The organism is Piezobacter thermophilus (assembly GCF_055386745.1).
On sequence record NZ_AP042380.1, the window covers coordinates 1,656,129 to 1,681,284 of the forward strand.

General features: G+C 67.2%; 22 protein-coding genes and 2 tRNA genes. 11 read left to right on the forward strand and 13 right to left on the reverse strand.

Annotated features, from left to right (window positions below):
* Positions 1–27: 27 nt before the first annotated feature.
* The 5 genes from ugpB (at position 28) to ACZ5CM_RS08080 (ending at position 5,176) form a co-directional block, all read left to right on the forward strand.
* Entirely contained in the window at positions 28–1,329 is a 1,302-nt protein-coding gene (gene ugpB, locus ACZ5CM_RS08060; protein ID WP_464637450.1) for a sn-glycerol-3-phosphate ABC transporter substrate-binding protein UgpB, read from the forward strand.
* A 97-nt stretch (positions 1,330–1,426) separates the two neighbouring features.
* Positions 1,427–2,308 carry a sn-glycerol-3-phosphate ABC transporter permease UgpA gene (ugpA, locus tag ACZ5CM_RS08065; RefSeq protein WP_464637452.1) on the forward strand — a complete coding sequence of 294 codons (882 nt, stop codon included), beginning with the start codon at positions 1,427–1,429 and terminating at the stop codon, positions 2,306–2,308.
* Positions 2,308–3,159 carry a sn-glycerol-3-phosphate ABC transporter permease UgpE gene (gene ugpE, locus ACZ5CM_RS08070; protein WP_464637454.1) on the forward strand — a complete coding sequence of 284 codons (852 nt, stop codon included), beginning with the start codon at positions 2,308–2,310 and terminating at the stop codon, positions 3,157–3,159. The genes ugpA and ugpE overlap by 1 nt, the downstream gene beginning before the upstream one ends.
* A gap of 13 nt (positions 3,160–3,172) precedes the next feature.
* Positions 3,173–4,228 (forward strand): sn-glycerol-3-phosphate import ATP-binding protein UgpC, encoded by a 1,056-nt coding sequence (locus ACZ5CM_RS08075; protein ID WP_464637456.1) that lies wholly within the window; start codon positions 3,173–3,175, stop codon positions 4,226–4,228.
* Between the two features lie 3 nt (positions 4,229–4,231).
* Positions 4,232–5,176 carry a glycerophosphodiester phosphodiesterase gene (locus ACZ5CM_RS08080; RefSeq protein WP_464637458.1) on the forward strand — a complete coding sequence of 315 codons (945 nt, stop codon included), beginning with the start codon at positions 4,232–4,234 and terminating at the stop codon, positions 5,174–5,176.
* 101 nt (positions 5,177–5,277) lie between these two features.
* Here the strand turns inward: ACZ5CM_RS08080 and ACZ5CM_RS08085 are convergent.
* Positions 5,278–5,353 (reverse strand) — tRNA-Val (locus ACZ5CM_RS08085).
* 47 nt (positions 5,354–5,400) lie between these two features.
* On the reverse strand, positions 5,401–6,525 hold the full coding sequence (locus tag ACZ5CM_RS08090) for an anhydro-N-acetylmuramic acid kinase (protein WP_464637460.1): 1,125 nt from the start codon (positions 6,523–6,525) through the stop codon (positions 5,401–5,403).
* 62 nt (positions 6,526–6,587) lie between these two features.
* Here ACZ5CM_RS08090 and tyrS point away from each other — a divergent pair, with 62 nt between their 5' ends.
* A complete protein-coding gene (tyrS, locus tag ACZ5CM_RS08095) occupies positions 6,588–7,841 on the forward strand; it encodes a tyrosine--tRNA ligase (RefSeq protein WP_464637462.1) in 1,254 nt (417 codons plus the stop codon).
* A gap of 105 nt (positions 7,842–7,946) precedes the next feature.
* Here the strand turns inward: tyrS and glyS are convergent, their stop codons facing one another.
* From glyS to ACZ5CM_RS08115, 4 genes are read right to left on the reverse strand one after another with little or no spacing between them, the layout of a single operon-like run.
* On the reverse strand, positions 7,947–10,196 hold the full coding sequence (gene glyS, locus ACZ5CM_RS08100) for a glycine--tRNA ligase subunit beta (protein ID WP_464637465.1): 2,250 nt from the start codon (positions 10,194–10,196) through the stop codon (positions 7,947–7,949).
* A 13-nt stretch (positions 10,197–10,209) separates the two neighbouring features.
* Positions 10,210–10,470 (reverse strand): hypothetical protein, encoded by a 261-nt coding sequence (locus tag ACZ5CM_RS08105; RefSeq protein ID WP_464637467.1) that lies wholly within the window; start codon positions 10,468–10,470, stop codon positions 10,210–10,212.
* Complete coding sequence (locus ACZ5CM_RS08110; protein WP_464637470.1) at positions 10,467–11,000, reverse strand: DUF6446 family protein; 534 nt, start codon at positions 10,998–11,000, stop codon at positions 10,467–10,469. The genes ACZ5CM_RS08105 and ACZ5CM_RS08110 overlap by 4 nt, the downstream gene beginning before the upstream one ends.
* A complete protein-coding gene (locus tag ACZ5CM_RS08115) occupies positions 10,997–11,926 on the reverse strand; it encodes a glycine--tRNA ligase subunit alpha (RefSeq protein WP_464637473.1) in 930 nt (309 codons plus the stop codon). Before ACZ5CM_RS08115 ends, ACZ5CM_RS08110 begins: the two co-directional genes overlap by 4 nt.
* A gap of 216 nt (positions 11,927–12,142) precedes the next feature.
* Here ACZ5CM_RS08115 and ACZ5CM_RS08120 point away from each other — a divergent pair, with 216 nt between their 5' ends.
* Entirely contained in the window at positions 12,143–13,852 is a 1,710-nt protein-coding gene (locus ACZ5CM_RS08120) for a trypsin-like peptidase domain-containing protein (protein ID WP_464637475.1), read from the forward strand.
* 312 nt (positions 13,853–14,164) lie between these two features.
* On the opposite strand, the gene ACZ5CM_RS08125 is transcribed toward ACZ5CM_RS08120, so the two are convergent.
* From ACZ5CM_RS08125 to ACZ5CM_RS08140, 4 genes are all read right to left on the reverse strand, one after another.
* Positions 14,165–15,763 (reverse strand): 5-guanidino-2-oxopentanoate decarboxylase, encoded by a 1,599-nt coding sequence (locus ACZ5CM_RS08125; protein WP_464637477.1) that lies wholly within the window; start codon positions 15,761–15,763, stop codon positions 14,165–14,167.
* Positions 15,764–17,212, reverse strand: a complete 1,449-nt coding sequence (locus ACZ5CM_RS08130; protein ID WP_464637479.1) for a TrkH family potassium uptake protein — start codon at positions 17,210–17,212, stop codon at positions 15,764–15,766. It abuts the gene before it with no gap.
* Between the two features lie 146 nt (positions 17,213–17,358).
* On the reverse strand, positions 17,359–18,462 hold the full coding sequence (gene folE2 / locus ACZ5CM_RS08135) for a GTP cyclohydrolase FolE2 (protein WP_464637481.1): 1,104 nt from the start codon (positions 18,460–18,462) through the stop codon (positions 17,359–17,361).
* Positions 18,463–18,624: 162 nt separating this feature from the next.
* Positions 18,625–18,709, reverse strand: a tRNA-Leu gene (locus tag ACZ5CM_RS08140).
* 202 nt (positions 18,710–18,911) lie between these two features.
* On the opposite strand from ACZ5CM_RS08140, the gene ACZ5CM_RS08145 reads away from it, so the two are divergent.
* The gene (locus tag ACZ5CM_RS08145) at positions 18,912–19,403 is read left to right on the forward strand and encodes a Hint domain-containing protein (protein ID WP_464637483.1); all 492 of its coding nucleotides are present in this window, start codon (positions 18,912–18,914) and stop codon (positions 19,401–19,403) included.
* Positions 19,404–19,433: 30 nt separating this feature from the next.
* Here ACZ5CM_RS08145 and ACZ5CM_RS08150 read toward each other — a convergent pair whose 3' ends face one another.
* Positions 19,434–20,963 carry an NAD(P)H-hydrate dehydratase gene (locus tag ACZ5CM_RS08150; protein WP_464637485.1) on the reverse strand — a complete coding sequence of 510 codons (1,530 nt, stop codon included), beginning with the start codon at positions 20,961–20,963 and terminating at the stop codon, positions 19,434–19,436.
* 167 nt (positions 20,964–21,130) lie between these two features.
* Between ACZ5CM_RS08150 and ACZ5CM_RS08155 the strand changes: the two genes are divergently transcribed.
* The 3 genes from ACZ5CM_RS08155 (at position 21,131) to ACZ5CM_RS08165 (ending at position 24,018) form a co-directional block, all read left to right on the forward strand.
* Complete coding sequence (locus ACZ5CM_RS08155) at positions 21,131–21,469, forward strand: P-II family nitrogen regulator (protein ID WP_464637487.1); 339 nt, start codon at positions 21,131–21,133, stop codon at positions 21,467–21,469.
* Between the two features lie 34 nt (positions 21,470–21,503).
* Complete coding sequence (gene glnA / locus ACZ5CM_RS08160; protein WP_464637489.1) at positions 21,504–22,910, forward strand: type I glutamate--ammonia ligase; 1,407 nt, start codon at positions 21,504–21,506, stop codon at positions 22,908–22,910.
* A gap of 289 nt (positions 22,911–23,199) precedes the next feature.
* Complete coding sequence (locus ACZ5CM_RS08165; protein WP_464637492.1) at positions 23,200–24,018, forward strand: hypothetical protein; 819 nt, start codon at positions 23,200–23,202, stop codon at positions 24,016–24,018.
* A gap of 64 nt (positions 24,019–24,082) precedes the next feature.
* On the opposite strand, the gene ACZ5CM_RS08170 is transcribed toward ACZ5CM_RS08165, so the two are convergent.
* On the reverse strand, positions 24,083–24,817 hold the full coding sequence (locus ACZ5CM_RS08170) for an HAD family hydrolase (RefSeq protein WP_464637495.1): 735 nt from the start codon (positions 24,815–24,817) through the stop codon (positions 24,083–24,085).
* Between the two features lie 10 nt (positions 24,818–24,827).
* Positions 24,828–25,112: a DUF3572 domain-containing protein gene (locus tag ACZ5CM_RS08175; RefSeq protein WP_464637497.1), complete on the reverse strand. Its 285-nt coding sequence runs from the start codon at positions 25,110–25,112 to the stop codon at positions 24,828–24,830.
* Between the last annotated feature and the right edge of the window lie 44 nt (positions 25,113–25,156).

The following is a 25,156-nucleotide window of genomic DNA, read 5'->3' on the forward strand; positions in this document are numbered from 1 at the left end:
CCCCGGTTCCACAACTGGGAGGGAAAGATGTTCTGGAAAACCCTGGCCGCCGGTGCCTCGGCGCTGGCCTTCAGCGCGGCCGCCGCCGCGGCGCAAACCGAAATCCAGTGGTGGCACGCCATGGGCGGCGCCAATGGCGAGCGGGTGGACAAGATTGCCGCGGATTTCAACGCCACGCAGTCCGACTACAAGATCGTGCCGGTCTACAAGGGCAACTATACCGAGACCATGACCGCGGCGATCGCCGCCTTCCGCGCCGGCGAGCAGCCGGCCATCGTCCAGGTGTTCGAGGTCGGCACCGCGTCGATGATGGCGGCCAAGGGCGCCATCTACCCGGTTGAACAGCTGATGGCGGACATGGGCGAAAGCTTCGACAAGTCCGGCTATCTGCCGGCGGTGATCTCCTATTACCAGACCCCCGACGGGCAGCTGCTGTCGATGCCGTTCAACAGCTCGACCCCGGTGCTGTGGTACAACAAGGACGCGCTGGACGCGGCCGGGGCCAAGGTGCCCGCGACCTGGGACGAGATGAAGGAAACCGCGCAGAAGCTGGTCGATAACGGCATGAAATGCGGCTTTTCCTTCGGCTGGCAGTCCTGGGTGATGATCGAGAACTACTCGGCCTGGCACAACCTGCCCATCGGCACCAAGGAAAACGGTTTTGCCGGTTTCGATACCGAGCTGACCTTCAACAATGACGCCGTGGTCAACCGCCTGCAGGAGGTCGCCGACATGCAGGAGGGCAACCTCTTTGTCTATGGCGGGCGCCGGGGCGATTCGCTGCCGATGTTCACCAATGGCGAATGCGGCATGTGGATGAACTCCTCGGCCTATTACGGCGGGATCAAGAAGCAGGCCAAGTTCAACTTCGGCCAGACCATGCTGCCGCTGGACACGGCCGTGGCCGACAAGCCGCAGAACTCGATCATCGGCGGCGCCACCCTGTGGGTGCTGGCCGGCAAGTCGAAAGAAGAATACCAGGGCGTGGCAAAGTTCCTGAAATACCTCTCGACCCCCGAGGTGCAGGCCTGGTGGCACCAGGAAACCGGCTATGTGCCGATCACCACGGCCGCCTACGAGCTATCGAAATCCCAGGGCTTCTATGAAAGCAATCCCGGAACCGACACGGCGATCAAGCAGCTCAGCCTGAACACGCCGACGCCGAACTCGAAGGGGCTGCGGTTTGGCAATTTCGTGCAGATCCGCGACGTCATCAACGAAGAGATGGAGGCGCTGTGGTCCGGGCAGAAGACCGCCCGCCAGGCCATGGACGACGCGGTATCGCGCGGCAATGCGCTCTTGCGCAAGTTCGAACGTTCGGTGAAATAGGCGCCCGAGAACCGATCGGGGCCGCCCGCGGTCCCGCATCCGGTGTCCGCCCCCCGCCGGGCGGGCGCCGGAGCCGACCCCACGGGGCAAGACGAGCATGATCAAACGCGTTCACTTTCCGCCGGGCGTGCTGCCCTATCTGCTGGTCGCGCCCCAGGTGGCGATCACGCTGGTCTTCTTCATCTGGCCGGCAAGCCAGGCGATCTATCAGTCCTTCCTGCTGGAGGATGCCTTCGGCCTCAGCACCGAATTCGTCTGGTTCGAGAACTTCGCGGCGCTGATCGACGATCCGATCTACCTGCAGAGCTTCGGCCGCACGATCTTCTTCTCGGCGGCGGTGGCGGGGCTGTCGATGAGCTTTGCGCTGGTGCTGGCCGCCTTCGCCGACCGGGTGGTGCGCGGCGCCACCACCTATCGCACGCTGCTGATCTGGCCCTATGCGGTGGCGCCGGTGCTGGCCGGGGCGCTGTGGGTGTTCATGTTCAATCCCACCCTGGGGATCTTCCCCTATTTCCTCGAATTCGCCGGGGTGGAGTGGAACCACTATCTCAGCGGTAACCAGGCGATGCTTCTGGTCATCATGGCCGCCGCATGGAAGCAGGTGGCCTACAACTTCCTGTTCTATCTTGCCGCCATGCAGTCGATCCCGCGCTCGGTGATCGAGGCGGCGGCGATCGACGGGGCCGGGCCGTTCCGACGGTTCCGCGACATCGTGTTCCCGCTGATCTCGCCCACCACCTTCTTCCTGCTGGTCATCAATGCCATCTACGCCTTCTTCGAGACCTTCGGCATCATCCATGCCGTCACCCAGGGCGGACCCGCGAACGCCACCACGATCCTCGTCTACAAGGTCTACAATGACGGCTTCGTGGGGCTGGATCTGGGCGGCTCGGCGGCGCAGTCGGTGATCCTGATGTTCCTGGTGATCGGAATGACGGTGGTGCAGTTCCGCTATATCGAAAAGAGGGTGGAATACTGATGGTCGAAAACCGCCGCTGGCTGGACATCCTCACCCATGCGGTGCTGATCCTGGGCATCGCCATCGTGGCGCTGCCGATCTGGATCACCTTCGTCGCCGCCAGCCATGACGCGCTGCGCATGACCCAGACGCCGCTGCCGCTGCTGCCGGGGGGGCATTTCTGGCGCAACTTCGTCGATACGCTGCTGGGCTCGGGCCTGTCGGGAACCGAGATCGCCCCGGTCTGGCGGATGCTGCTCAACAGCCTCGCCATGGCGCTGATGATCGCCACCGGCAAGATTGCCATCTCGATCATCTCGGCCTTTGCCATCGTCTATTTCCGCTTTCCCTTCCGCATGGGATTCTTCTGGATGATCTTCATCACCCTGATGCTGCCGGTGGAGGTGCGCATCCTGCCCACCTTCGAGGTGGTGGCCGATCTGGGCATGCTCAACAGCTACTGGGGGCTGACGATACCGCTGATCGCCTCGGCCACGGCCACCTTCATGTTCCGCCAGGTGTTCCTGACCATCCCCGACGAGATGCTGGAAAGCGCCCGCGTCGATGGCGCCGGGCCGCTGCGGTTCTTCTGGGACATCCTGGTGCCGCTGTCGCGCACCAATATCGCGGCGCTGTTCGTGATCCTGTTCATCTATGGCTGGAACCAGTATCTGTGGCCGCTGCTGATCACCACCGATACCTCGATGACCACCATCGTCATCTCGATCAAGCAGATGCTGGAAGCCGCCGAACAGACGCCGGAATGGAACATCATCATGATGACCGCGCTGCTGGCCATGCTGCCGCCCATCGTCGTAGTCATCACCATGCAGAAGCTCTTTGTCAAAGGGCTGACGGAAACAGAAAAATGAAAAGGCCCCATCGATGGCGTCGATCACCCTTGAGAACCTGACAAAATCCTACGGCGAAACCGAGGTGCTGCACCATGTGGACGGTCGGATCGAGGATGGCGAGTTCATCGTCGTGGTCGGCCCCTCGGGCTGCGGCAAGTCCACGCTGCTGCGCATGATCGCGGGGCTTGAAACGATCTCCTCGGGCGTGGTGCGCATTGGCGAGCGGGTGGTGAACGATCTCGAACCCGCGCAGCGCGACATCGCCATGGTGTTCCAGAACTACGCGCTCTACCCGCATATGAGCGTGCGCGAGAACATGGCCTACGGGCTGAAGATCCGCCGCCTGTCGCGGGCCGAGATCGACCGCCGCGTGCGCGAGGCCGCCGATATCCTCGAAATCGGGGATTACCTGGATCGCAAGCCGCGCCAGCTGTCGGGCGGGCAGCGCCAGCGCGTGGCCATGGGGCGGGCCATCGTCCGCGACCCGCAGGTGTTCCTGTTCGACGAGCCGCTGTCCAATCTCGACGCCAAGCTGCGGGTGCAGATGCGGCTGGAAATCCGCAAGCTGCAGCGCCGGCTGGGCGTCACCTCGATCTTCGTCACCCATGACCAGGTCGAGGCCATGACCCTGGGCGACCGGCTGATGGTGCTCAATGCCGGCTACGTGGAACAGTTCGGCACGCCGATCGAGCTCTACAGCCGCCCGGCCTCGCTTTTCGTGGCCGGGTTCATCGGCAGCCCGGCGATGAACTTCCTGCCGGCTCAGGCCGAGGGCGGGCGGCTGCATCTCGAAGGCGGCACCACGCTGGCCTGTGATACGGCGGCGCGCGGCCCGGTGACGCTGGGCATCCGGCCCGAGCACCTGGTCGCTGACCCCGACGGGCCGATCGTGCTGCGCGTGGACGTGCTGGAACAGCTTGGCGCCAACACGCTGGTCCATGGCACGCTGGCAGGCACGCGGACCGAGCTGACCGCCAGCCTCGACGGGGTGCGCCAGATCGCCACCGGAGACGAGATCGCCTTCACCGCCACGGGCGAGGCGCTGCACCTGTTCGACCGCGACAGCGGAAAGCGGCTGGAGGGCTGAGCCATGTCCCACGATCCGCTGGCACCGATGCGGCGCGCCCCCGGCGTGATCCGCCTGCACGGCCATCGCGGCGCGCGCGGCATCCTGCCCGAAAACACCCTGCAGGGGCTGATCTTCGCGCTGGATCTGGGCATCAACGCGGTCGAGCTGGACGTGCTGCTGACCGCCGACGGCGTGCCCGTGGTCACCCACAATCCGCGCCTGATGGCGGCCTCTTCGCGCAAGGGCGGCCAGTGGCTGGAGGAAGAGGGACCGCTGATTTCCGAACTGACCCTGGACGAGCTCCAAGGCTACGACATCGGCGCGCTGCGGCCCGGTTCGGACTATGGCGCGCTCTACCCCGATCAGGCCGAGCTGGAAGGCGCGGTGGTGCCGACCCTGGCGGCGGTGGCCGAAATGGCGCTCCAGCCGCGGTTTTCAAGCATCTGGCTGAACATCGAGGTCAAGAGCGATCCCGAGACCGCCGGCCTCACCCCCCCGCCCGAGCAACTGGCCGAAGCCACCGTCCGGGTGATCGAAGAGGCCGGCCTGGAGGACCGCTCGATCCTGCAAAGCTTCGACTGGCGGGTGCTGGCCCATGCGGCGAAGCTGGCACCAGACCTGCCGCGGTCGCATCTGACCCGTCGCAACCGGAACGGCGCCATGGCGCGGGCCAATATCTATCCCGGCTCGCCCTGGATGGCCGGTGCCGCGCTTGAGGATGCGGGCGGGTCGCTGCCGCGGCTGGTGGCCGATCTGGGCGGCAGCTTCTGGTCGCCCCATATCGACGACCTCGACGCGGAAGAGGTGGCGGTGGCACAGGATCTGGGGCTGGTGGTCAACACCTGGACGGTCAACACCCCCGAAGAGTTCGAACGCGCCATTGCCGCCGGCGTTGACGGGATCATCACCGACTATCCCGGTCGCGCCCAGCGGATCCTGCGCGCCCACGGGCTGCGCTGGCGCTGAGGCGGCCGGGCAGTCGCCCGGCCGGACAGGTGCGCAAAAGTTATAGTGAAATATGAAGATTGCGTTGTAGCGATCTGGTTTTAATTCGAAATTGGCGTGAATGGTGGGTGATGAGAGACTCGAACTCCCGACATCTTCGGTGTAAACGAAGCGCTCTACCAGCTGAGCTAATCACCCTCGGCCCTGCTCATACTTGTCCCGCGCCGATGCTGCAACCCCCGGTCTCATGCCCGGTCGCGTCGCGGCACCGGCATGCTGACGACTCCCCCGCCCACCAGCGCCGGCACCCCGGTGGTTGACGGTGCCGAGGTGGGCAGACCCCGCGCCACCCGAACCGCCAGATGGGCGAAGGCCTGCGCCTCCAGCATGTCGCCATCCAGCCCCACCGATTCGACCGGCTCCACCGGGCAATCCAGCGACACCTGCAGCATCTCCATCAGCACCGGGTTGTGCCGCCCGCCCCCGGTCACCAGAACCCGCGCGGGCGGGCGCGGACAATGCGCCATCCCCGCCGCCACGGCCGCTGCGCACATGGCCGTCAGCGTCGCCGCCGCATCGGCATCGGACAGTTCGTTCACCAGCTCGATCATTTCCGAAAAATCGTTTCTGTCCAGAGATTTCGGCGGCATTCTTGAGAAATACGGTTCGGCCAGAAACAGCTCCAGCGCCCCGTTTTCCACCTGCCCCCGGCGGGCCAGCCGGCCGCCTTCGTCCATGGGCCGGCCCAGCCGCGCCTGCATCAGATCGTTGATCGGCGCATTGGCCGGGCCGGTATCGAAGGCCAGCAGCGCGCCCTCGGCCTCGGGCGCGGGGCGGGACGGATCGACCCAGGTCAGATTGCCCACCCCGCCCAGGTTGAGAAAGCACAGCGGCGCATCCGCCCCGATCCACCGCGCACAGGCGAAATGGTAGAACGGCGCCAGCGGTGCCCCCTCGCCCCCCAGCGCCACATCGTCCGAGCGGAAATCCCACACCACCGGCACCCCCAGCGCCGCGGCCAGCGCCGCCCCGTCGCCCACCTGCAACGTGCCCCGCCGACGCGGATCATGGGCCAGCGTCTGCCCGTGAAAGCCCACCAGGTCGATATTTTCGAACCCGGAGAGAAGCTCGCGATGGGCCTCCTCGACCACCTGTGCGGCAGCCTCCACCTCGGGACCGGCCCAGCGGCCCAGCGCGGCACGCAGTACCGCGCGCTCCGCCTCCGAATAGGGACGATAGGCGCTGGGGCCAAGGCGCACAATCTCGCGCCCGTCGGTCTCCACCACCGCCGCATCCACCCCGTCCAGCGAGGTGCCGCTCATCGCCCCCAGCGCCCGCACAGGGCCGTCCTGCCTGATCGCCCGCTTCATGGCTTTTCCTTTGCCCGACTGCCGCCTATACAGTGCCGCGCAAAGCAGAGCCGAGGCAAGAGATGACCTACCACCCCAGATCGGACTTCATGGCAGTGATGATGGAACGCGGCTTCGTGGCCGACTGCACCGATTTCGAGGGGCTGGACGAGGCGCTCCTGACCCCCGGCCGGGTCGGCTATATCGGCTTCGATGCCACGGCGAAGTCGCTGCATGTGGGCTCGCTCATCCAGATCATGATGCTGCGCTGGCTGCAGAAGACCGGGCACCGCCCCGTCACGCTGATGGGCGGCGGCACCACCAAGGTGGGCGACCCTTCCTTCCGGGCCGAGGAACGCCCCCTGCTGGGCCCCGAGGAGATCGACGCCAACATCGCCGGCATCCGGCAGGTGTTCTCGGCCTATATCGACTACGGCGACGGACCGTCCGGGGCGATCATGGTCAACAACGCCGAATGGCTGGACGATCTGAACTATCTCGATTTCCTGCGCGAGATCGGCCGGCACTTCAGCGTCAACCGGATGCTCAGCTTCGAATCGGTGAAATCGCGCCTCGATCGCGAACAGTCGCTGAGCTTTCTCGAATTCAACTACATGATCCTGCAGGCCTACGATTTCCTCGAACTCAACCGCCGATTGGGCTGCATCCTGCAGATGGGCGGGTCCGACCAGTGGGGCAACATCGTGGGCGGCATCGACCTGACGCGCCGGGTGCTCGACCATCAGGTCTTCGGCCTGACCTCGCCGCTGCTGACCACGGCCGACGGGCGCAAGATGGGCAAGTCGCAGTCGGGCGCGGTCTGGCTCGATGCCGACATGCTGTCGCCCTACGAGTTCTGGCAGTTCTGGCGCAACACGGCGGACGCCGATGTGGGGCGGTTCCTGAAACTCTACACCGAGCTGCCGGTGGCGGAATGCGAGCGCCTCGGCGAGCTGGAGGGGGCCGAGATCAACGAGGCCAAGATCATCCTCGCCGACGAGGTGACGACGCTGCTGCACGGGGCCGAGGCCGCCTCTGCCGCCCGCGCCACCGCCCGCGAGGTATTCGAAAAGGGCGGAACCGGCGACGACCTGCCGACGCTGACGCTCTCGGCCGAAGAGATCGGCGACGGCATCTCGGTGGTCCAGCTGCTCGTGCGCTCGGGCCTTGCGAAATCGGGAAAGGAGGCCAGGCGCCTGATCGCCGACCGCGGCGCGCGTCTCGACGATGCGCCGCTGACCGATCCCGGCCGTGTGATCGACGCGGCGGCACTGTCCAGCCCGATCAAGCTCAGCGCCGGAAGAAAACGCCACGCGCTGGTGCGCCTTTCGGAATAGCCCCTTCATCTCGCGCCAAATACTCCGGGGGGCGCGGGGGGCTGGCCCCCCGCCCGACCGGATCGCATCGGCGATCCCGACCCCGCCGCATGGGCCGATCTCTCGTTATCCCTCCAGTCGGGTCAGATCGGCAACTGAGGTGCAAAGCTTGCGAATGTCGTGCAGCAGATTCAGCCGGTTGCGCCGCAACACCGCATTGTCGGTATTGACCTGAACCTCGTCGAAGAACGCGTCGATGGGCCCGCGCAGCGCCGCCATGGCCGCCATGGCGGCCGGGAAATCCTCGGCCTCCAGCGCTGCCGAAATCTTCGCCGCCGCCTCTTCCAGGGCCGCGAACAGCGCTTTTTCACTTTCGGTTTCCGCGAATTTCGGATCCGCCCCGAAGGAATATTCCACGCCGTCCTTCGCTTCGGCCTGGGCCAGGATGTTGTTGGCCCGGCGGAACCCCTGCAACAGGTTCTCGCCATCTTCGGTTCCCATCACCTCCTGCAGGGCGCGGGCGCGCTTGACCAGCAGCGACAGGTCGTCATTGCCCGGCATGGCGATACAGGCATCGATGATGTCGTGGCGAATCCCCTCCTCGCGCAGAAAGACCTTGAGCCGGTCGTGGATGAACCCCAGCAGATCGTCGGACAACCCCGGCACCCGCCCCTCCAGACCGCGCAACAGCGACCCCTCGCCCGTCTCCGGGGCCGCCTTGCGGCCGCGCAGCCGCTCCATCACCGCCTCGAAGGCCGCACCGAAAAAGCCGTGGCGGGCAATCTCGCGGGTGATCTCGATCAGCGCGTCACGCTCGGCCCTGTCCGCCTCGCGGTGCAGCTGGCGCTTGTGCCGCATCAGCTGGGCATCGATGAAACGCCGCAGCGGCAGGCGCAGATCATTGGCCAGAACCAGCCGGATTACCCCCAGCGCCGCCCGGCGCAGCGCGAAGGGATCCTTCGAGCCGGTCGGCTTCTCGTCGATCGCCCAGAACCCGGCCAGCATGTCCAGCTTGTCGGCCAGCGCCACCGCCACCGAAACCGGCGCCCGCGGCACCTCGTCCGACGGGCCCTGCGGCGAATAATGTTCCTCGGCCGCCGCCGCCACCGCCCGGTCACGACCCGCGGCCTCGATGTAGTAACGCCCCATGGTTCCCTGCAGCTCGGGAAACTCATAGACCATTTCCGAGCTCAGATCCGCCTTGGCCAGCTCCGCCGCCTCGCGCACCAGCGCCGGATCCGCCTCCACCGGTGCGGCCAGTTCCCCGGCCAGTTCGGCAATCCGCCGGATGCGATCGCCCTGGCTGCCCAGCCGGTTGTGGAAGGTCACATGATCCAGTGCCCGGACCCACTGCATGATGTCCGAACACGCCACGCGCAGATCGTTTTCCCAGAAGAACCTGGCATCGGCCAGCCGCGCGGCCAGAACCCGGCGGTTGCCGGCCAGGATCGCCGCACCGTGATCGGCGGTCTCGCGATTGGCCACGGTGATGAAGCGTTCGATCCGCCCGCTCTTCGGATTGCGCACCGAAAAGAACTTCTGGTGCTCCTTCATCGAGGTCCGAAGCACCTCGGGCGGCAGGTCCAGGAACGCCTCTCCGATCTCGTCCATCAGCGTCACCGGCCACTCCACCAGCCCCGCCACCTCGGCCAGAAGGGCGCGGTCCTCGACCACTTCCAGGCCGGCGGCAAAGGCCAGGTTCTCGGCGTCGGCGCGAATCTTCCCGGCTCGCTCCTCGGGTGACAGGATCACCTTTGCGCGCTTGAGCTTCGCCTCGTAATCCTCGAACGAGGAGACCGAAAACTCCTCCGGCGCCATGTACCGATGTCCCCTGGTGCGGTCGCCCGCGTGGATGCCGTCCACCTCCAGCGGCACCACCCGGCCGCCATGTTCATCGCTGAGGATGCACAGGATCGAATGCAGCGGCCGCACCCAGCGCAGGCTTCCCGCCCCCCAGCGCATCGATTTGGGCCAGGGGAAATTGCGGATCACCGATTCCAGCACCTCGGCCACGATCTCCTCTGCCGGCCGGCCCGGCCTGTCGATCACGGCAAAATAGACCCGCCCCTTGGGCGTGTCGCGCGCCTCAAGCGCCTCGGGGCGCACGCCGGCGCTGCGGGCAAAACCCTCGACCGCTTTCTCGGGCGCATCCACCCGCGGCCCCTTGCGCTCTTCGCGCAGGACCGGAGACCGCGCCGGCAGTCCCTCGACCGCCAGCGCCAGCCGCCGCGGCGTGGCAAAGCCCTGTGCCGCCGCGTAGGTCAGGCCGGCCTCGACCAGCCCGTCGGTCACCCGCTTCTTCAGGTCCTCGGCCGCCCGCGCCTGCATGCGCGCGGGAATTTCCTCGGAGAACAGTTCGATCAGCAGATCCGGCATGGGAGAGGAATCCTCAGAAATTCATGGTCGCCCGTATGAAGGAGGCGTTGGCGATATCGACGAAAAGGCCGAGACGAGCGGCAGGACGATGGAGCCCATCGGCGACGGGCCGCAACGCCTGGTCACCGCGGTCATGTCGGCACTGGCCGAAGGCGTGGCCCCCCGCGCGACGCCGCCGAAACTGGCGGCCCGCGCGGCCGCTCTGCACGCCCGCCGCAATGACCGCCAGGCCCGGCGTCACCGTGATCGGATCGGGAACCGGGATGTCCGTCACGAACCGCCCTCCCCTCCGCGGGGCGGGCACTCCTCGCCCACGGGCGTGCCATCCCAGGCCTTGCGGCCGCACTCATTGGGTTCGTTCCACGCCCAGCCGCGCCCGTCGGCTGCGATCGCCACGATCCGGTCCACCCCGTAGGCCACGTTGCGCCCGCCGAGGAACAGCTGCACCGAGCCGTCCTTCACCCCGGCATCAATGGCCTCTTCCTCGAAACAGTCGAACCAGCCCGGCGCGATGCGGGGGGGGCGTTCGGGCACCGTCTCGAACCGCGCGGCCAGGGCGGCGGCGTCCTCGGTGACGGTAAAGCAGGCGCGGTAGCGGATCGGAGAGCTGTCGGCGTCGATGGCCCGGAAACCGGCGTAACCCACGGGTTCGGGCACGCCGTCCGTGCGCGACACCAGCATCACGTCGCGGCCCGGCTGCGGCGTCACTTCGTAGTAATAGCCGTAGACCTGAAAGTAATAGACCACCGCCCCGAACAGGAGCGACCCGGCAACGATGGCGATGCTGAGGACCTTGCCGTTCATGCGTCCCGGCCACCCGCCGCTGTCTGCAGAAAGGCATCGGCGCATTTCTTTGCCAGCGCCCGCACGCGGGCGATATAGGCCTGGCGCTCGGTCACCGAGATCACGCCACGCGCATCCAGCAGGTTGAAGATGTGACTGGCCTTGATGCACTGGTCATAGGCGGGATGCACCATGATGATCCGCTTGCCGGTGCGGGGGTCGGTCTCGGGCTGGGAGAGGATGGTGTTGCACTCTTCCTCGGCCTCTTCAAAATGGCGCAGCAGCATCTCGGTGTTGGCGATATCGAAATTCCAGCGGGCATATTCCTCCTCGGTCTGGCGGAAGACGTCGCCATAGCGCAGCGGGATGGCCGCGTCGGGATCGTTGAAGGGCATGTCCATCACGTGCTCGATGCCCAGCACATACATGGCCAGGCGTTCAAGCCCGTAGGTCAGCTCTCCCGAGACCGGCTTGCAGTCATGCCCGCCCACCTGCTGGAAATAGGTGAACTGGCTGACCTCCATGCCGTCGCACCAGACCTCCCAGCCCAGCCCCCAGGCGCCCAGGGTGGGGCTTTCCCAGTCGTCCTCGACAAAGCGGATGTCGTGCAGGTCCATGTCGATGCCGATGGCCGCGAGGCTGCCCAGGTAGAGTTCCTGCAGATCGGGCGGGCTGGGCTTGATGATCACCTGATACTGGTAGTAGTGCTGCAGCCGGTTGGGGTTTTCGCCATAGCGTCCGTCGGTGGGCCGGCGCGAGGGTTGCACATAGGCGGCCGCCCATGGCCGCGGACCCAGCGCGCGCAGCGTGGTGGCAGGGTGGAACGTGCCCGCGCCCACCTCCATGTCATAGGGCTGGAGAATCGCGCAGCCCTGCGATGCCCAGTATTCCTGCAGCCGCAGGATGATCTCCTGGAAGGAGCGCGGCGCGCTGGTCGTGTCGGTCATCGGTCAGTCCTTCGTGCCATCCGGGCGGCCGTCGATTGCGCGCCTTTCCTATGCAAGCGCCGGGGCCGGGTCAACGGCGCAAATGCCCCGGGCGACGGGAAGGCAGCCGAGGAAGGGCTCGATCGGGCGGCGGGTCGGCTTTGGCATGGTCAAACCCGGGCCTTCCCGCTTAAGGTTCGGCTGGCATTGCGACACGTTCCGGCAAGAGATCCGAAAATGAAAAGATTTGTCCTGTTCCTTCTTCTGGCCTTCATGGCGCCTGGCGGCGCGGCAAACGCCCAGCAGGGCGCCCGATCATGGATTCAGATCGAGGCCCTGCCCTCGCCGGCCGAAGCGCGCGAACGGGCGCGGGGCTGGGCCGGGCGGCTGGACGACGTGAACGGTTTTGCCCTTGGCGGGGGCTGGTACGGCATCCTGCTGGGCCCTTATGATCGCGCCCGGGCCGAAGCCGCCCTGCGCCGCCTGCGGGCCTCGGGTTCGATTCCGCCCGACGCCTTCCTGTCCCACCGGCCGATCCTGGGGCCGCGGTTTTTCCCCGAGGAGGAAATCAGTCCGGCGCAGGCCGGCACGGCTCCGGCCCTGTCGGCGCAGCCCGCGGCCGAACCGGACGAAACCCCGGCCCGGGCCCGGCGCAGCGAGAGGCAGCTGACGCGCGAGCAACGCAGGACGATCCAGAGCGCGCTCAAGGCCGCGGGTTTCTATGGCGCGGCCATTGATGGCGCCTTCGGGCGCGGCACCCGGGCGGCCATGGCCGCCTGGCAGCGGGCCCGCGGGCTGGAGCCCACCGGCATCCTGACGACGCGCCAGCGCAGACAGCTGCTGGAGGAATACGAGGCCCCCCTGCGCTCGGTCGGGATGCAGCGCATTCGCGACCCGCAGGCGGGCATCGAGATGCCGATGCCCACGGCGGTGGTGAAGTTTTCGCATTACGAACCGCCCTTCGCGCACTACGTCCCGACCTCCGGGATGGGCGTGCGGCTGATCCTCATCAGCCAGCCCGGCGGGCGGGCGGCGCTTTTCGGTCTCTACGACATCCTGCAGACGCTGGAGATCCTGCCGCCCGAGGGTCCGCGCGAACGCGGCGGGGACAGCTTCACCATCGAAGGACGCGACGGGCGGATCGTCACCCATGCCGAAGCGGCGCTGAAGAACGGGCGGATCAAGGGATTCATCCTTGTCTGGCCGGCCGGAGACGATGACCGCCGCAACCGGGTACTGGCCGAGATGAAGGCCGACTTCACGCGCACCGAAGGGGTGCTGGACCCGGCCGCCGGGGCCGAGACCGAACAGCGCGTGGACCTGGTGTCGGGCCTGTCCGTGCGCAAGCCGCGCCTCGCGCGCAGCGGTTTCTTCGTCGATGACTCCGGCACCGTCTTGACCACGACCGAGGCAGTGGAGGGCTGCGCCCGCATCACCATCGACCGCGACCATCGCGCCGAGGTGGTCGCACGCGACGACCGGCTGGGGGTGGCGGTTCTGGCCCCCGAACAACCCCTGGCGCCGCGTGCCGTCGCAAGCTTGCGCAGCAGCACGCCCCGCCTGCAAGCGCAGGTGGCGGTCGCGGGTTTTTCCTACGAAGGTATGCTGGGCGCGCCCACGCTGACTTTCGGCAGGCTGGCCGATATCCGCGGTCTTGATGGCGAGGAAGGGGTCGACCGGTTGGCGATCGCGACCCTGCCGGGTGATGCAGGCGGGCCGGTTCTGGATGCGGCCGGCAGCGTTCTGGGGATGCTCCTGCCCCGGGCCGGGGGCAACCGGAAACTGCCCGGCGACGTACGTTTTGCAGCCGATGCCGAGGCGTTGCGTGCGGTGCTTGCCGTCGCCGGGCGCGCAGCCCGGGACGGTGCCGGTGGGGCCGCGCTGGCCCCGGACGATCTGGACCGCGTGGCAACCGACATGACGGTGCTGGTCAGCTGCTGGGACTGATCTGGCGGGAGAGGCAGAGCCGGTTTGATGCGAAACGGTTTCGGATCGCTGGCGCGATCCGACCGTTGCGAGAGGCGCTGCCCCTCGCGCTCCCCGGAGTATTTCCGGCAAGAGGAAGAGGCTGTTTGACCGGCCGGGACAGCGCGTGGTGATCGCTGCCGGAGCCGGGTCCGAGCAGTTCGGCCGGTGTCGCTGCCTGGATCATGCCGCCCGGATCGGTTGGCAGGTCACCGCCGGTTCGGTCCGAGCGACTTGCGGTTCGGCACGAAGGGCCAGGCATGGCCACCGCCCACCGCGCACCGGCGAGGATCGTTACCGCGAAATCGCCGGTGTCACCCGGATCAGCGTCGGCCGGTCGGTGGCGAAGGCCGCCTGCACCGCGCGTTGCAGATCGGCAAGATCCGACGGCTCGGCCGCTGCCGCTCCCCAGGCCCGGGCCAGGCGGCAGAAATCGGGGTTGCGAGCATGTACCGCGTTGGGCGCGATCTGCGCGGCGGTCATGCTGTCCTCGATCTCGCCCAGCTTGCCATTGTCCCACAAGATGATCGGCAGGGGGAGGCCCAGTTCGACCGCCACGCCCAGTTCCTGCAAGCTGTACTGAAACCCGTAGTCGCCGGCGATGGCCATGGTGGGCAGACCCCTTTCCCCGCCCCTGCCCCGGCGCGCCACGGCGCCGCCGATCGCCGCCGGCAGCGCATAGCCCAGCGTGCCGAAACCCGTGGGGTGATGCCAGTGGCCGGGGCGGTCCATCTCCCACACTTCCTTGGCCACATAGGCGAACTGGGTCATGTCGGAATAGATCATCGTGTCCGCCGGCACCGCCGCGCGCAGGGCGTCGCAGACGGGCACGATACCGGGGCGTTCGGCATCCGAGTCCGCCCGCCAGCGGGCGCGCGCCGCGGCGACCTCCTCGGGCGTCCAGCCGGTGGCCGGAGCCATGTCGGCGGTGGCCGTATCCAGCGCCTGCACGAAATCGGCCGCATCAGCCAGCAGGCGTATCTCGGCCCCTTCGTGGTCCGAAAGGCTGGTCGGGTCGATATCGACGCGCACCATCGGCGCGGCGCGGCCCAGCCGGTCGCGCCACAGGTCGACCTCGGCCAGCTCGGTCCCGATGGCCACGATCAGATCGGCCCGACCGATCACCTCGGCGCTGGACGGGCGCGGCAGGGCCGAACCGAAGTTCAGAGCACAGCCCGCCCCCAGAATGCCGCGCCCGGCATAGGTCTCGAAGGCCGCGGCGCCGATCCGTGCCAGCAGCGCCCGCAGGCGGTCGGCCGCCCCCACAGCCCCGCCGCCGAGAATGAAGAGCGGCCGCCGCGCGCGGCGCAGAAGATCGACCGCCGGCGCGACCTCGGGCTCTTCCCGCGCCCGTTCCACCCGGCCGGAAGGGGCGGGCGGCGGCGGGGCCTCGGCCGCGAGGCACGCAATCGGCACCTGGATGTGCCGGGGCCGGGGCCGGAGCGTTGCGAACTCGTCGAAGGCGCGCGCGATCAGCCCGTAGGCGGCGTCGGGCGTGCGCGCCGTGTGCGACCATTCGCAGACGCAGGCGGCAGCGGTTTCCTGCGCTCGCATCTGGTGCAGCTGCCCCCGCCGCGCCGCCGATTCGTCGAGACAGGACGAGATCACCAGCAGCGGCACGCTGTCCGAATATGCCTGTCCCATCGGCGTCATGATGTTGCACAGCCCCGGACCGGTGATGACATAGGCCACTCCCGGCCGCCCGGTGGCCCGCGCATATCCGTCAGCCATGAAACCCGCGCCCTGTTCGTGCCGGGCAAGGACATGGGCAATCCCGGCCTCTTCGATGCCCCGGTAGAGCTCCTGGTTGTGGACGCCGGGGATGCCGAAGATCACCTCCACCCCGCACGCCTTCAGCATGCGGGAAATCTGCGCGCCAAGGGGTCGTTTCATTCAGCCTCTCCAGAATCTCAGGGTGAACAGGGCATAGACCGACAGCACTTCGAGCCGACCGATCAGCATGGCCGCGGACAGCAGCCATTTCGCGGTGTCGTTGAGTCCGGCGAAATTGCCCGCCGGACCGATTTCCGGGCCCAGGCCGGGGCCGATATTGGCCAGCGCCGTGGCCGCCCCCGACACCGAGGTGATGAAATCCAGCCCGGTCAGCGCCAGCGCCACCGAGAACGCCCCCAGCGACACCACGAAGAAGCCGAAGAACGCCATCACCGAGCCGAGCACCTCGGGCGTCACCGTCCGCCCCTGGTAGTGCAGCGGAAAGATGCCCGAAGGGCTGCGGGTGCGGCGCATCTGGGCGCGGATGGCGGAAAACAGGATCTGGTAGCGGAAGATCTTGACCGAACAGGCGGTGGAGCCGGCGCAGCCTCCGATCAGCCCGATGAAGAAGAACAGCGCGATGAGGAACCCGCCCCAGCCCATGTAATCGACGCTGGCATAGCCGGTGCCGGTCATGATCGAGACGATGTTGAACAGCGATTCGCGCAGCGCCTGTTCCCAGTGGCGCGGAAAGATCTGCACCAGCACCACCGCCGACACCGCGACCAGGACCGCGATGGTCAGCAGGAACGCCCGCACCTGGCTGTCCTTCAGAAGCGGCGTGGTGTGGCCGTTGACCAGCTGCACGTAGCGCACGAAGGGCAGCGCGGCGAGGATCATGAACAGCGTGGCCGCATATTCGGCCGGCCCCGAGAAGGTGCCGAAAGAGGCGTCGTAATTGGAAAACCCCCCGGTGGACATGGTGGTGAGGGCATGCACGATGGCATCGAAGGCGGACATGCCCAGCGCCATGTAGGTGAGGATGCAGGCCAGTGTCAGCCCCACGTAGATCACCGAGATCTGTGCCGCGATCTGGGTCGCCCGGGGCAGGATCTTGCCCATGGTGTCGAACGCCTCCGAGCGGAAGATCTGCATCCCCCCCACCCGCAGCTCGGGCAGAAAGACCATGGCCACGACGATGATGCCGATGCCGCCCAGCCATTGCAGCAGGCCCCGCCACAGAAGGATCCCCGCGGGCAGGGAATCGAGCCCCGTCACCACGGTGGACCCGGTGGTGGTCAGCCCCGACATCGCCTCGAAGAAGGCATCGGTGAAACTCAGATCCGTTTCGCCGAACATCAAGGGCAAGGCGCCAAAGACCGGCAGCGTGGCCCAGACGCCGGTGGTCAGAAGAAAGGTCTGCTGGATGTTCAGCCCCTGCCCCACCCCGTTGACGCAGCTCAAGGCCACCAGCCCGCCGACCAGCATGGTGATCAGGGCGCTGAACAGGAACACCTGCCAGTGGTCGTTGCCCGCGATCAGGTCGGCCAGCACCGGCAGCAGCATGGTGGCGCCAAGGATGGCAACCAGCAGGCCGATCACATATCCGACGGGTCGCAGGTCAAGCATGGCCCGCAGCGTTGGCCTGCCCGAAACGGGCTGTCAAGGCGGCCGCCCCGCGCCCGCGGCATTCCGCAAGGTCAACGGCCGGGCGGGCGCATGCCCGGGCCGCCGAGCGCCCCGGGCCGGGCGGATGCAATCAGACGAGGCATGCTTCAGCCCACATGGAACAGCGTGGTGAACAGGCGCGGATCAAGGCTGCGGGCGGTGAAGCTGTCGCCCTCGGTCAGAATGCTGATGGCGTCGTGGCTGTGCAGGCTTTCCTGGTGGCTGGCGATGATGCGGAAATCGCCGATGCGCGGATCGGCGCGCAGCTGTTCGCAGAACAGCCTGGCGGCATCCTCGACGAAGATCGGGTTGGCGGCGTTGAGCTCGGCGAAAGCCTGTTCGTCCTCGCGCTTGACCATCACCTGGGTCTCGGTGGGCACCGCGCGCCGGCACATCTCGATCAGATCCTCGAACCACAGGCATGGGCCGTCGCAATCCACCTGCACCGAGATCCGCGCCACCGAGCGCTGCGAATGCGGGGTGGCCAGCTGGCCACGCTCGGCCCGGGCATGTTCGCTCAGCTCCAGCGAACAGGGGCAGGTCGAGGAATAGACATAGTCGAGATGCATGAACTTCTGCCGCTGCCCGGCGATCTCGACCAGCTCCAGCGCGATGTCGTAATACTGATACCCCGACAGGCCCGAGCGCAGGCTCTCCACCTTCATCGGGAAGGAAAAACGCATCATGATCCGCGCATCCATGCTGTCGAGATCGGCCATGTAGTCGTCAAGCGCGTGCTCGATCACCTCGAAGCTGAAGGTGCGCTCGGCATGGCGGTAGAAGCTGCGCATGATGCGCGACATGTTGATGCCCTTCCTGTCGGCATCCAGGCTGACCGTGCCGGTGACCGAGGTTTCCAGCGTCACCTCGCCGCCGTCGCGGGTGCGAAAGCGGATTGGCAGGCGGAAGTTGGAGATGCCGACATGCTCCAGATGCTGGCGCGCCCCGCGGATCAGGCTGGACGGGCCGTTCTGAAGATCGGGCAGCGTCGCCCGGTAGGCGGGATCGGCATCGAAGCCCTCGGGGTAGTGCCGCGACAGGTCGGGATAGTTCGAGAGCGCCCGCTCCGGCAGCAGCCGGGCGATGGCAGGGTCGAGTGCCGCGACCTCGGTCGGCGTGGCGGTCCTGGCCCAGTCGCGCAGCACGGCCAGCGCGGCCGCGGCCTCGTTCAGATCGGGCGCATCGTCGGTCTTGCGGGAATGTATGTTCATGGCGCGCGTTTCCCTGATGATCGTCGGGTCCGGGGTAAAGGATATGACGTCCGGGCGCCGGTTTCCAACAATTGTTTGTGGCCCGGCCGACGGGCGCGGGCGAAACCGGCCGTCACGGCCCCTGCCGCCGGGTCGGCTCGACGCCATCCCTGCCGGTCGATGTGGTGCGGGTGGAGGGACTTGAACCCCCACGCCTTGCGGCGCCAGAACCTAAATCTGGTGCGTCTGCCAGTTCCGCCACACCCGCATCCCTGCGCCCGGGGCAAGGCACCCCGCGCGCGGAAGGCTGCATAGCAAAGCCCGGCCCGGGATGCGAGAGGAAATGCCCCCGCCATCCGGTGCGGACCGGCAATGGCCAATTCGGGGCGGCGGCGAAAAAATCGGGCGACACGCGCGCAAGCCTGTTCTATCATGTCCGAAAACACGGGCAGAAAAAGAACGAGCAGCAGATGACTTCCAACACGGCCGAACGGGCCCGCGGGCGGATTCCGCGCCCCCGTTTCTCCGATTCCCCTGAAACCGGGCTGGGAACCGGGACGCTCATCCATACCGGCGATGGCGAGATGCCGGTGGAATATCTTTGCGCGGGCGACCGGCTGATCTGCCGCGATCGGGGCATGGTCCGGCTGAAATCGGTCACCCGCCAGCGCGCGACGGTGCGCGCGATCCGCTTCACCGCCGGCTGCCTGGGGGCGCAACGGCCGGCCTGCGACCTTATCCTGCCTGCCGCCCAGCCGGTGCTGCTGCGCGGGAAGCGGGCCGGAGCGGCGGTTCTGGTTCGTGCCGACCAGCTGGCGGATGGCAGCGATGTTCACGATCTCGGCCGGTGCGAGATGGTGCTTCATCAGCTGGTTTTCGACGGCCCGCACCTGCTGTATGCCAGCGGGCTGGAAGTGGGCATCGGCCTGTTGCCGGCAGCGCTGTTCACCGACGCGGCCTGAGCGGAAGATCCGTGGCCTGCGCCGGCCGCGCTACAGGCCAAGGTTGCGAAACACCGCCGGAAGCGCCTCGGGCAGGTCCTCGGCGATCAGGCCGGGGCCGAAGCGGCGGGCGGCGGTTGCGTGCAGCCAGGCCGCGGCCTCGGCCGCCGGCATCGGCGCCAGCCCCCGCGCCAGGAGCCCCGCGATCATCCCCGCCAGCACGTCCCCCGCCCCGGCCGTGGCCAGCCAGGGGGCGGCGCGCGCGCGGATCGAATCCAGCACCGTGCATTGCCCCTCCGGCCCGGCGATGACCGTCACCGCGCCCTTTAGCAGCACCGTGCAGCCCGCCCGCGCCGCCGCCGCGCGCACCGCATTGACAGTCGAATATGCCGGCCCCGACAGCGCCGGCGCGGCCAGCCGTTCGGCGATATCCGGGAACAATCGGCGGAATTCGCCCCCGTGCGGGGTCAGCACGCACCCCCCGTGCAGCGCCGCGAACAGGGCCGCATCGCGGGCCACGAGCGTCAGCGCATCCGCATCCAGCACCGTGCTCCGCCCGGCGGCAAGCGCGGCCGCGACCAGCGCCGCGTGCCCCCCCTCCAGCCCCAGGCCGGGGCCAAGCGCGATCGCGTTGAACCGCCGGTCCTCCAGCAGCGCCGACAGCGCGCCCGCGCCGGCCACCGGGCGCAGCATGATGGCAGTAACCTGCGCGGCCACCTCGGCAAGGGCGGCGGGCGGCGTGCCCAGCGTCACCAGCCCCGCCCCGACCCGCAGCGCCCCGCGCGCGGCCAGCCGGGCCGCTCCGCTGCGCCCCGCCCCCCCGGACAGGACCAGCACATGACCGTGGTCATATTTGTGCGCCTCTTCGCCCTTGGCCAGGCACGACCGCGCGGGAGGCGCGACCCGGTGCACCACCTCCGGGCCGGCCTCGTGCGGCAGACCGATATCCGCCACCACCACCTTGCGCGAATGCTGCGCCGCCGCGCCCAGGCAGTGGCCCAGCTTTTCGGCATGAAAGCTGACCGTCAGATCCGCCGGCGCGAAGCTGCCCAGCACCCGGCCGCTGTCGGCGCAGATCCCCGACGGAATGTCCACCGCGACCACCCGCACCCCGTCCCGCGACCGCATCCCGGCCACCCGCCCCAGGACTTCGGCCGCCACGCCGCCCACCGGGCGGGTCAGACCGGTGCCGAACAGCGCATCCACAACCAGCGCCGGCGGCGGTCCGCCCAGGACACCCGAATCCAGCGGCACCACCGGCCCGATCCTGCTCCAGCGGTCGCAATTGGCGGCGGCATCGGGCGGCAGCCGCTCCGCCTGCCCCAGCAGCGCCACCTCCACCGTCCAGCCGCGCCCGGCAAGCAGGCGGGCGATCACGAAGCCGTCGCCGCCGTTGTTGCCTGGCCCGCACAGCACCACCGCCCTGCCGGGGGCGGACGCAAGCTCGGGCCAGGTCTCGAAGATCGCCGCGACCACGCCCTTCCCGGCCCGCTCCATCAGCTCCAGCCCCGTCACCGCGCCCGAGGCGATCGCCGCCCCTTCGATCGCCCGCATCTGCGCCGCCGTCAGGAGTTCGTCCATGGTACTGCCCCCGATTCAATTCTGCTCAAATCTTGTGCGCATCGCACAATTGTTGCACAGCGCAGATCATTCGCCCTGCCCCGCCGGCGTCGGCGAAGGGTATCTGATTGTGAGAGCCATTCAGACATGATCTGACCCCCGTGGACAAGGTTGCGAGGAGTGCCACGATGAAGAAGATCGAAGCCATCATCAAGCCGTTCAAGCTCGACGAGGTGAAAGAGGCGCTGCAGGATGTAGGGGTTCAGGGGCTGAGTGTCATCGAGGTCAAGGGCTTCGGTCGCCAGAAGGGCCACACCGAACTTTACCGGGGCGCCGAATATGTCGTGGACTTCCTGCCGAAGGTGAAGATTGAGGTGGTTCTCGACGACGACCAGGTCGAGGCCGCGGTCGAGGCGATCATCGGCGCAGCCCGCACCAACAAGATCGGCGACGGCAAGATCTTCGTGAGCCCGATCGAACAGGCCATCCGCATCCGTACCGGCGAATCCGGCTCGGACGCGCTGTGACGAACCCGATTTCCAAGCGAGAGGACAAAAGGAAATGAGCAAGGACGCAGTTCTTCAGCTGATCAAGGAAGAAGAAGCGGAATACGTGGATATCCGCTTCACCGATCCGCGCGGCAAGCTGCAGCACGTGACCGTGATGGCCGACCAGGTGGACGAGGACTTCCTTGAGGAAGGCTTCATGTTCGACGGATCGTCCATCGCCGGCTGGAAGTCGATCGAAGCTTCGGACATGAAGCTGATGCCCGACACCGACAGTGCCTATGTCGATCCCTTCTATGCGGAAAAGACCATCTGCCTGCACTGCTCGGTGGTCGAACCCGACACCGGCGAACATTACGAGCGCGACCCGCGCGGCACCGCCGAGAAGGCCGAGGCCTACCTGAAATCCAGCGGAATCGGCGACGTGGCCTATTTCGGGCCCGAGGCGGAATTCTTCCTCTTCGACGACGTGCGCTTCGAGAACTCGATCAACAAGGTGTCCTATCAGGTGGATGCCACCGATGCCTCGTGGAACACCGATACCGAGTATGAAATGGGCAACATGGGCCACCGCCCCGGCGTCAAGGGCGGCTATTTCCCGGTCAACCCGGTGGACGAAGCGCAGGATCTGCGTTCGGAGATGCTGTCCACCATGAAGCGGCTGGGCATGAAGGTGGACAAGCACCATCACGAGGTGGCCAGCTGCCAGCATGAACTGGGCCTGATCTTCAACTCGCTGACCAAGCAGGGCGACGAGCTGCAGAAATACAAGTACGTCATCCACAACGTGGCCCATGCCTACGGCAAGACCGCGACCTTCATGCCCAAGCCGATCGCCGGCGACAACGGCACGGGGATGCATGTGAACATGTCGATCTGGAAGGACGGCAAGCCGCTGTTCGCCGGCGACAAGTACGCCGACCTGTCGGACGAGGCGCTGTGGTATATCGGCGGCATCCTCAAGCATGCGCGCACGCTCAACGCCTTCACCAACCCCTCGACCAACAGCTACAAGCGGCTGATCCCCGGCTTCGAGGCACCGGTGCTGCGCGCCTATTCGGCCCGCAACCGGTCGGGCTGCGTGCGCATCCCGTGGACCGAAAGCCCCAAGGCCAAGCGCGTCGAGGCCCGCTTCCCCGATCCGTCCGCCAACCCCTATCTCGCCTTCGCGGCGCTGCTGATGGCCGGTCTTGACGGCATCCGCAACAAGATCGACCCCGGCGAGGCGATGGACAAGAACCTCTACGACCTGCCCGCCGAAGAGCTGGCCGGCATTCCCACCGTCTGCGGCAGCCTGCGCGAGGCGCTGGACGCGCTGGCCGCCGATCACGACTTCCTGCTGCAGGGCGACGTGTTCACCAAGGACCAGATCGATGGCTACATCGCGCTCAAGATGGAAGAGGTCGAAGCCTACGAGCACACCCCGCACCCGGTCGAGTACCAGCTGTACTACAGCTGCTGACCTTCCGATCGCGAAACGATGTGCAGGGGCGTCCCGATATCTTCGGGGCGCCTTTTTCCTTGCCCGACAGGCAGGCTCGGCACCGCCGGGCTGGATGTTGCCCCGCCTTCGGCACGATCTTGCCACATTTCCCGCGGGGGCAAAAATATCCCTTCCGTTTCAGCGGGATGGACATGAGAGAAAACCCGCCCTCCGGATGCATGATCCCTGAAATTGCCCGATCTTGCCGCATTTTCACCCGGTTTCGGGACTAGTTTCTCCACGTAGAACCCACCTGGAGGACCCAAACGTGACAAAAACGTCAAAATATCACGGCGGTCTCGTCTTTCATCGCGGCCGCGATTCCGGGATCGAGCAATTCTGCCGCATCGTCGCCTCCACGCTGGAGGACTACGGACACATGGTCGAACGCCAGAGCATCATCGACCCCTGCACCGCCCGGGTCGTCACCAGCCAGTACCTGGTCGAGCTCGGGCTGGGGGAGCTGCCCGAACAGGATGCCGGCGACATGGTCGCCGGGCCGCGTCAGCGTCTGGAAATCGCGATGAGCGCGGCCGGGGAAGGTTACGAAGACCGCGATGTTTCCGAGCTCATGCTCGTGGTCATGCTGTACCGGATGGTCGATTTCTGCGACGCCGAGAAGATCGAATGGCTGAACCCCGCAACGGTGCTCACGGTGAGCCAGTTCCTGAGCGCCTTCACCTCGGTTTCTCCCCGTCGGGTGCGCAGCCGGCAACGGGCGGCGGCGGATCTCTCGCCGGCGCAGCCCGTTGCGGCCGAGCCCTCGGAACCCGCGGCCGGACAACCGGATGCCGCGGCCGAGGAAGAAGCCGTCGCCCGTGCCTTTCGTTGCGAAGACGATGACATGATCGAGGTCATCTCCGAGGACGAGATTCGCCCCAACAACGTACGCCGGCTTGCCACTTGGGGCATGACCGGCATGGTCGCGGTCATCTCGGCCCCGGCGGCGCTCCCGATCGCTGCGCTGAACGTGGTCCGGGGCGAGGATTTTCGCCTGAACACGCAGATCCTGTCGCTGACCGGGCTTCTGACCGTGCTGCACGGCACGGGGGCCCTTGCAAATCTGGCCGATTACCTGCCGATCTGAGCCGATCGACATTCAAATTGCGCAAAACTCCGGTCGTTGCCGGAGTTTTTGCATTTTGAGTCCGTCACTCTCCGCCGCCGTTTTGCAGGATTTCTGCGGCGCACCCTGCACCGCCATCCAGCCAAGCCGGCAGGTGGCCGATATCGGGCAGGATCGCGTTCGCATGCGGGGCCAGAACCCGGGCCGGGGCCGGCCCGGTCAGCACCCCGACCGTCACCATGCCGGCCGCCCGCCCGGCCAGCAGGTCATGCAGGCTGTCTCCAACCATGGCCACGCTTGCCGGCGTTGCGCCCACATGCTCGGCAAATGCCAGAAGCTGCCCCGGCGCGGGCTTGGCGCCATGGCCGCTGTCGAACCCGGCAATGAAATCCAGCCGGTCGAGAATGCCGGCCGCGGCAAGATGGGCACGCGCCGGGCCTTCGGCATCATTGGTGGCAACGCCCAGCCGCAGCCCTCTCTGGCGCAGACGGTCGATCAATGGCCGCAACGGAACCGCCTCGGCCTGAGGCGCGGCGGCTGCTTCCTCGTTGACCAGCGCCAGAAGAGATCCCTTGTCGAATTCGGGCAGATGCGGGGCCAGCGCCTCGACCACCTGCGCCGCCGTGCCCGCAATCACGATACTGTCGGGAGAAAAGCGCCCGCGGGCCACGTCGAAGCCGATCCGGGAACCCAGCTGCACGGCGCGGCCCCGGTCTCCTCGGGCGATCCGCATCAGGAAAGCCTGCGCCCACGCCCCCCAGCTGGCGGCAAAGTCGAAAAGCGTTCCGTCCTTGTCGAAGAGAATGGCCTCGATCCGCACCCCTGCCCCCTCAGGTCCAGTGCACCTGCGCGCCCCCGGGCAGCGCCGCCCGGGCCTGCATCGGCCGATCCGGCACGATCCCGGCCTGCTCGCAGAACGCCCTCACCCAGGCATCGTCGAGCATGAGAAAATCCAGCACCGAGGCCAGGAATTCCGGCTCTGCCGCCCGGGCGCGCAGATCGGCCAGAGAGGCGCCGGTCGAGCCCAGGAAGACCGGCAGCAGATCGTCGTTCGCAGCCAGCCAGCCCAGCACCTGCAGGGCAAGCGTTTCGGCAGCTTCGCGGGAAAACGACATCGCCAGACCCGTTTCTCCGATGATTGAAATGGTTTGTTAACCAC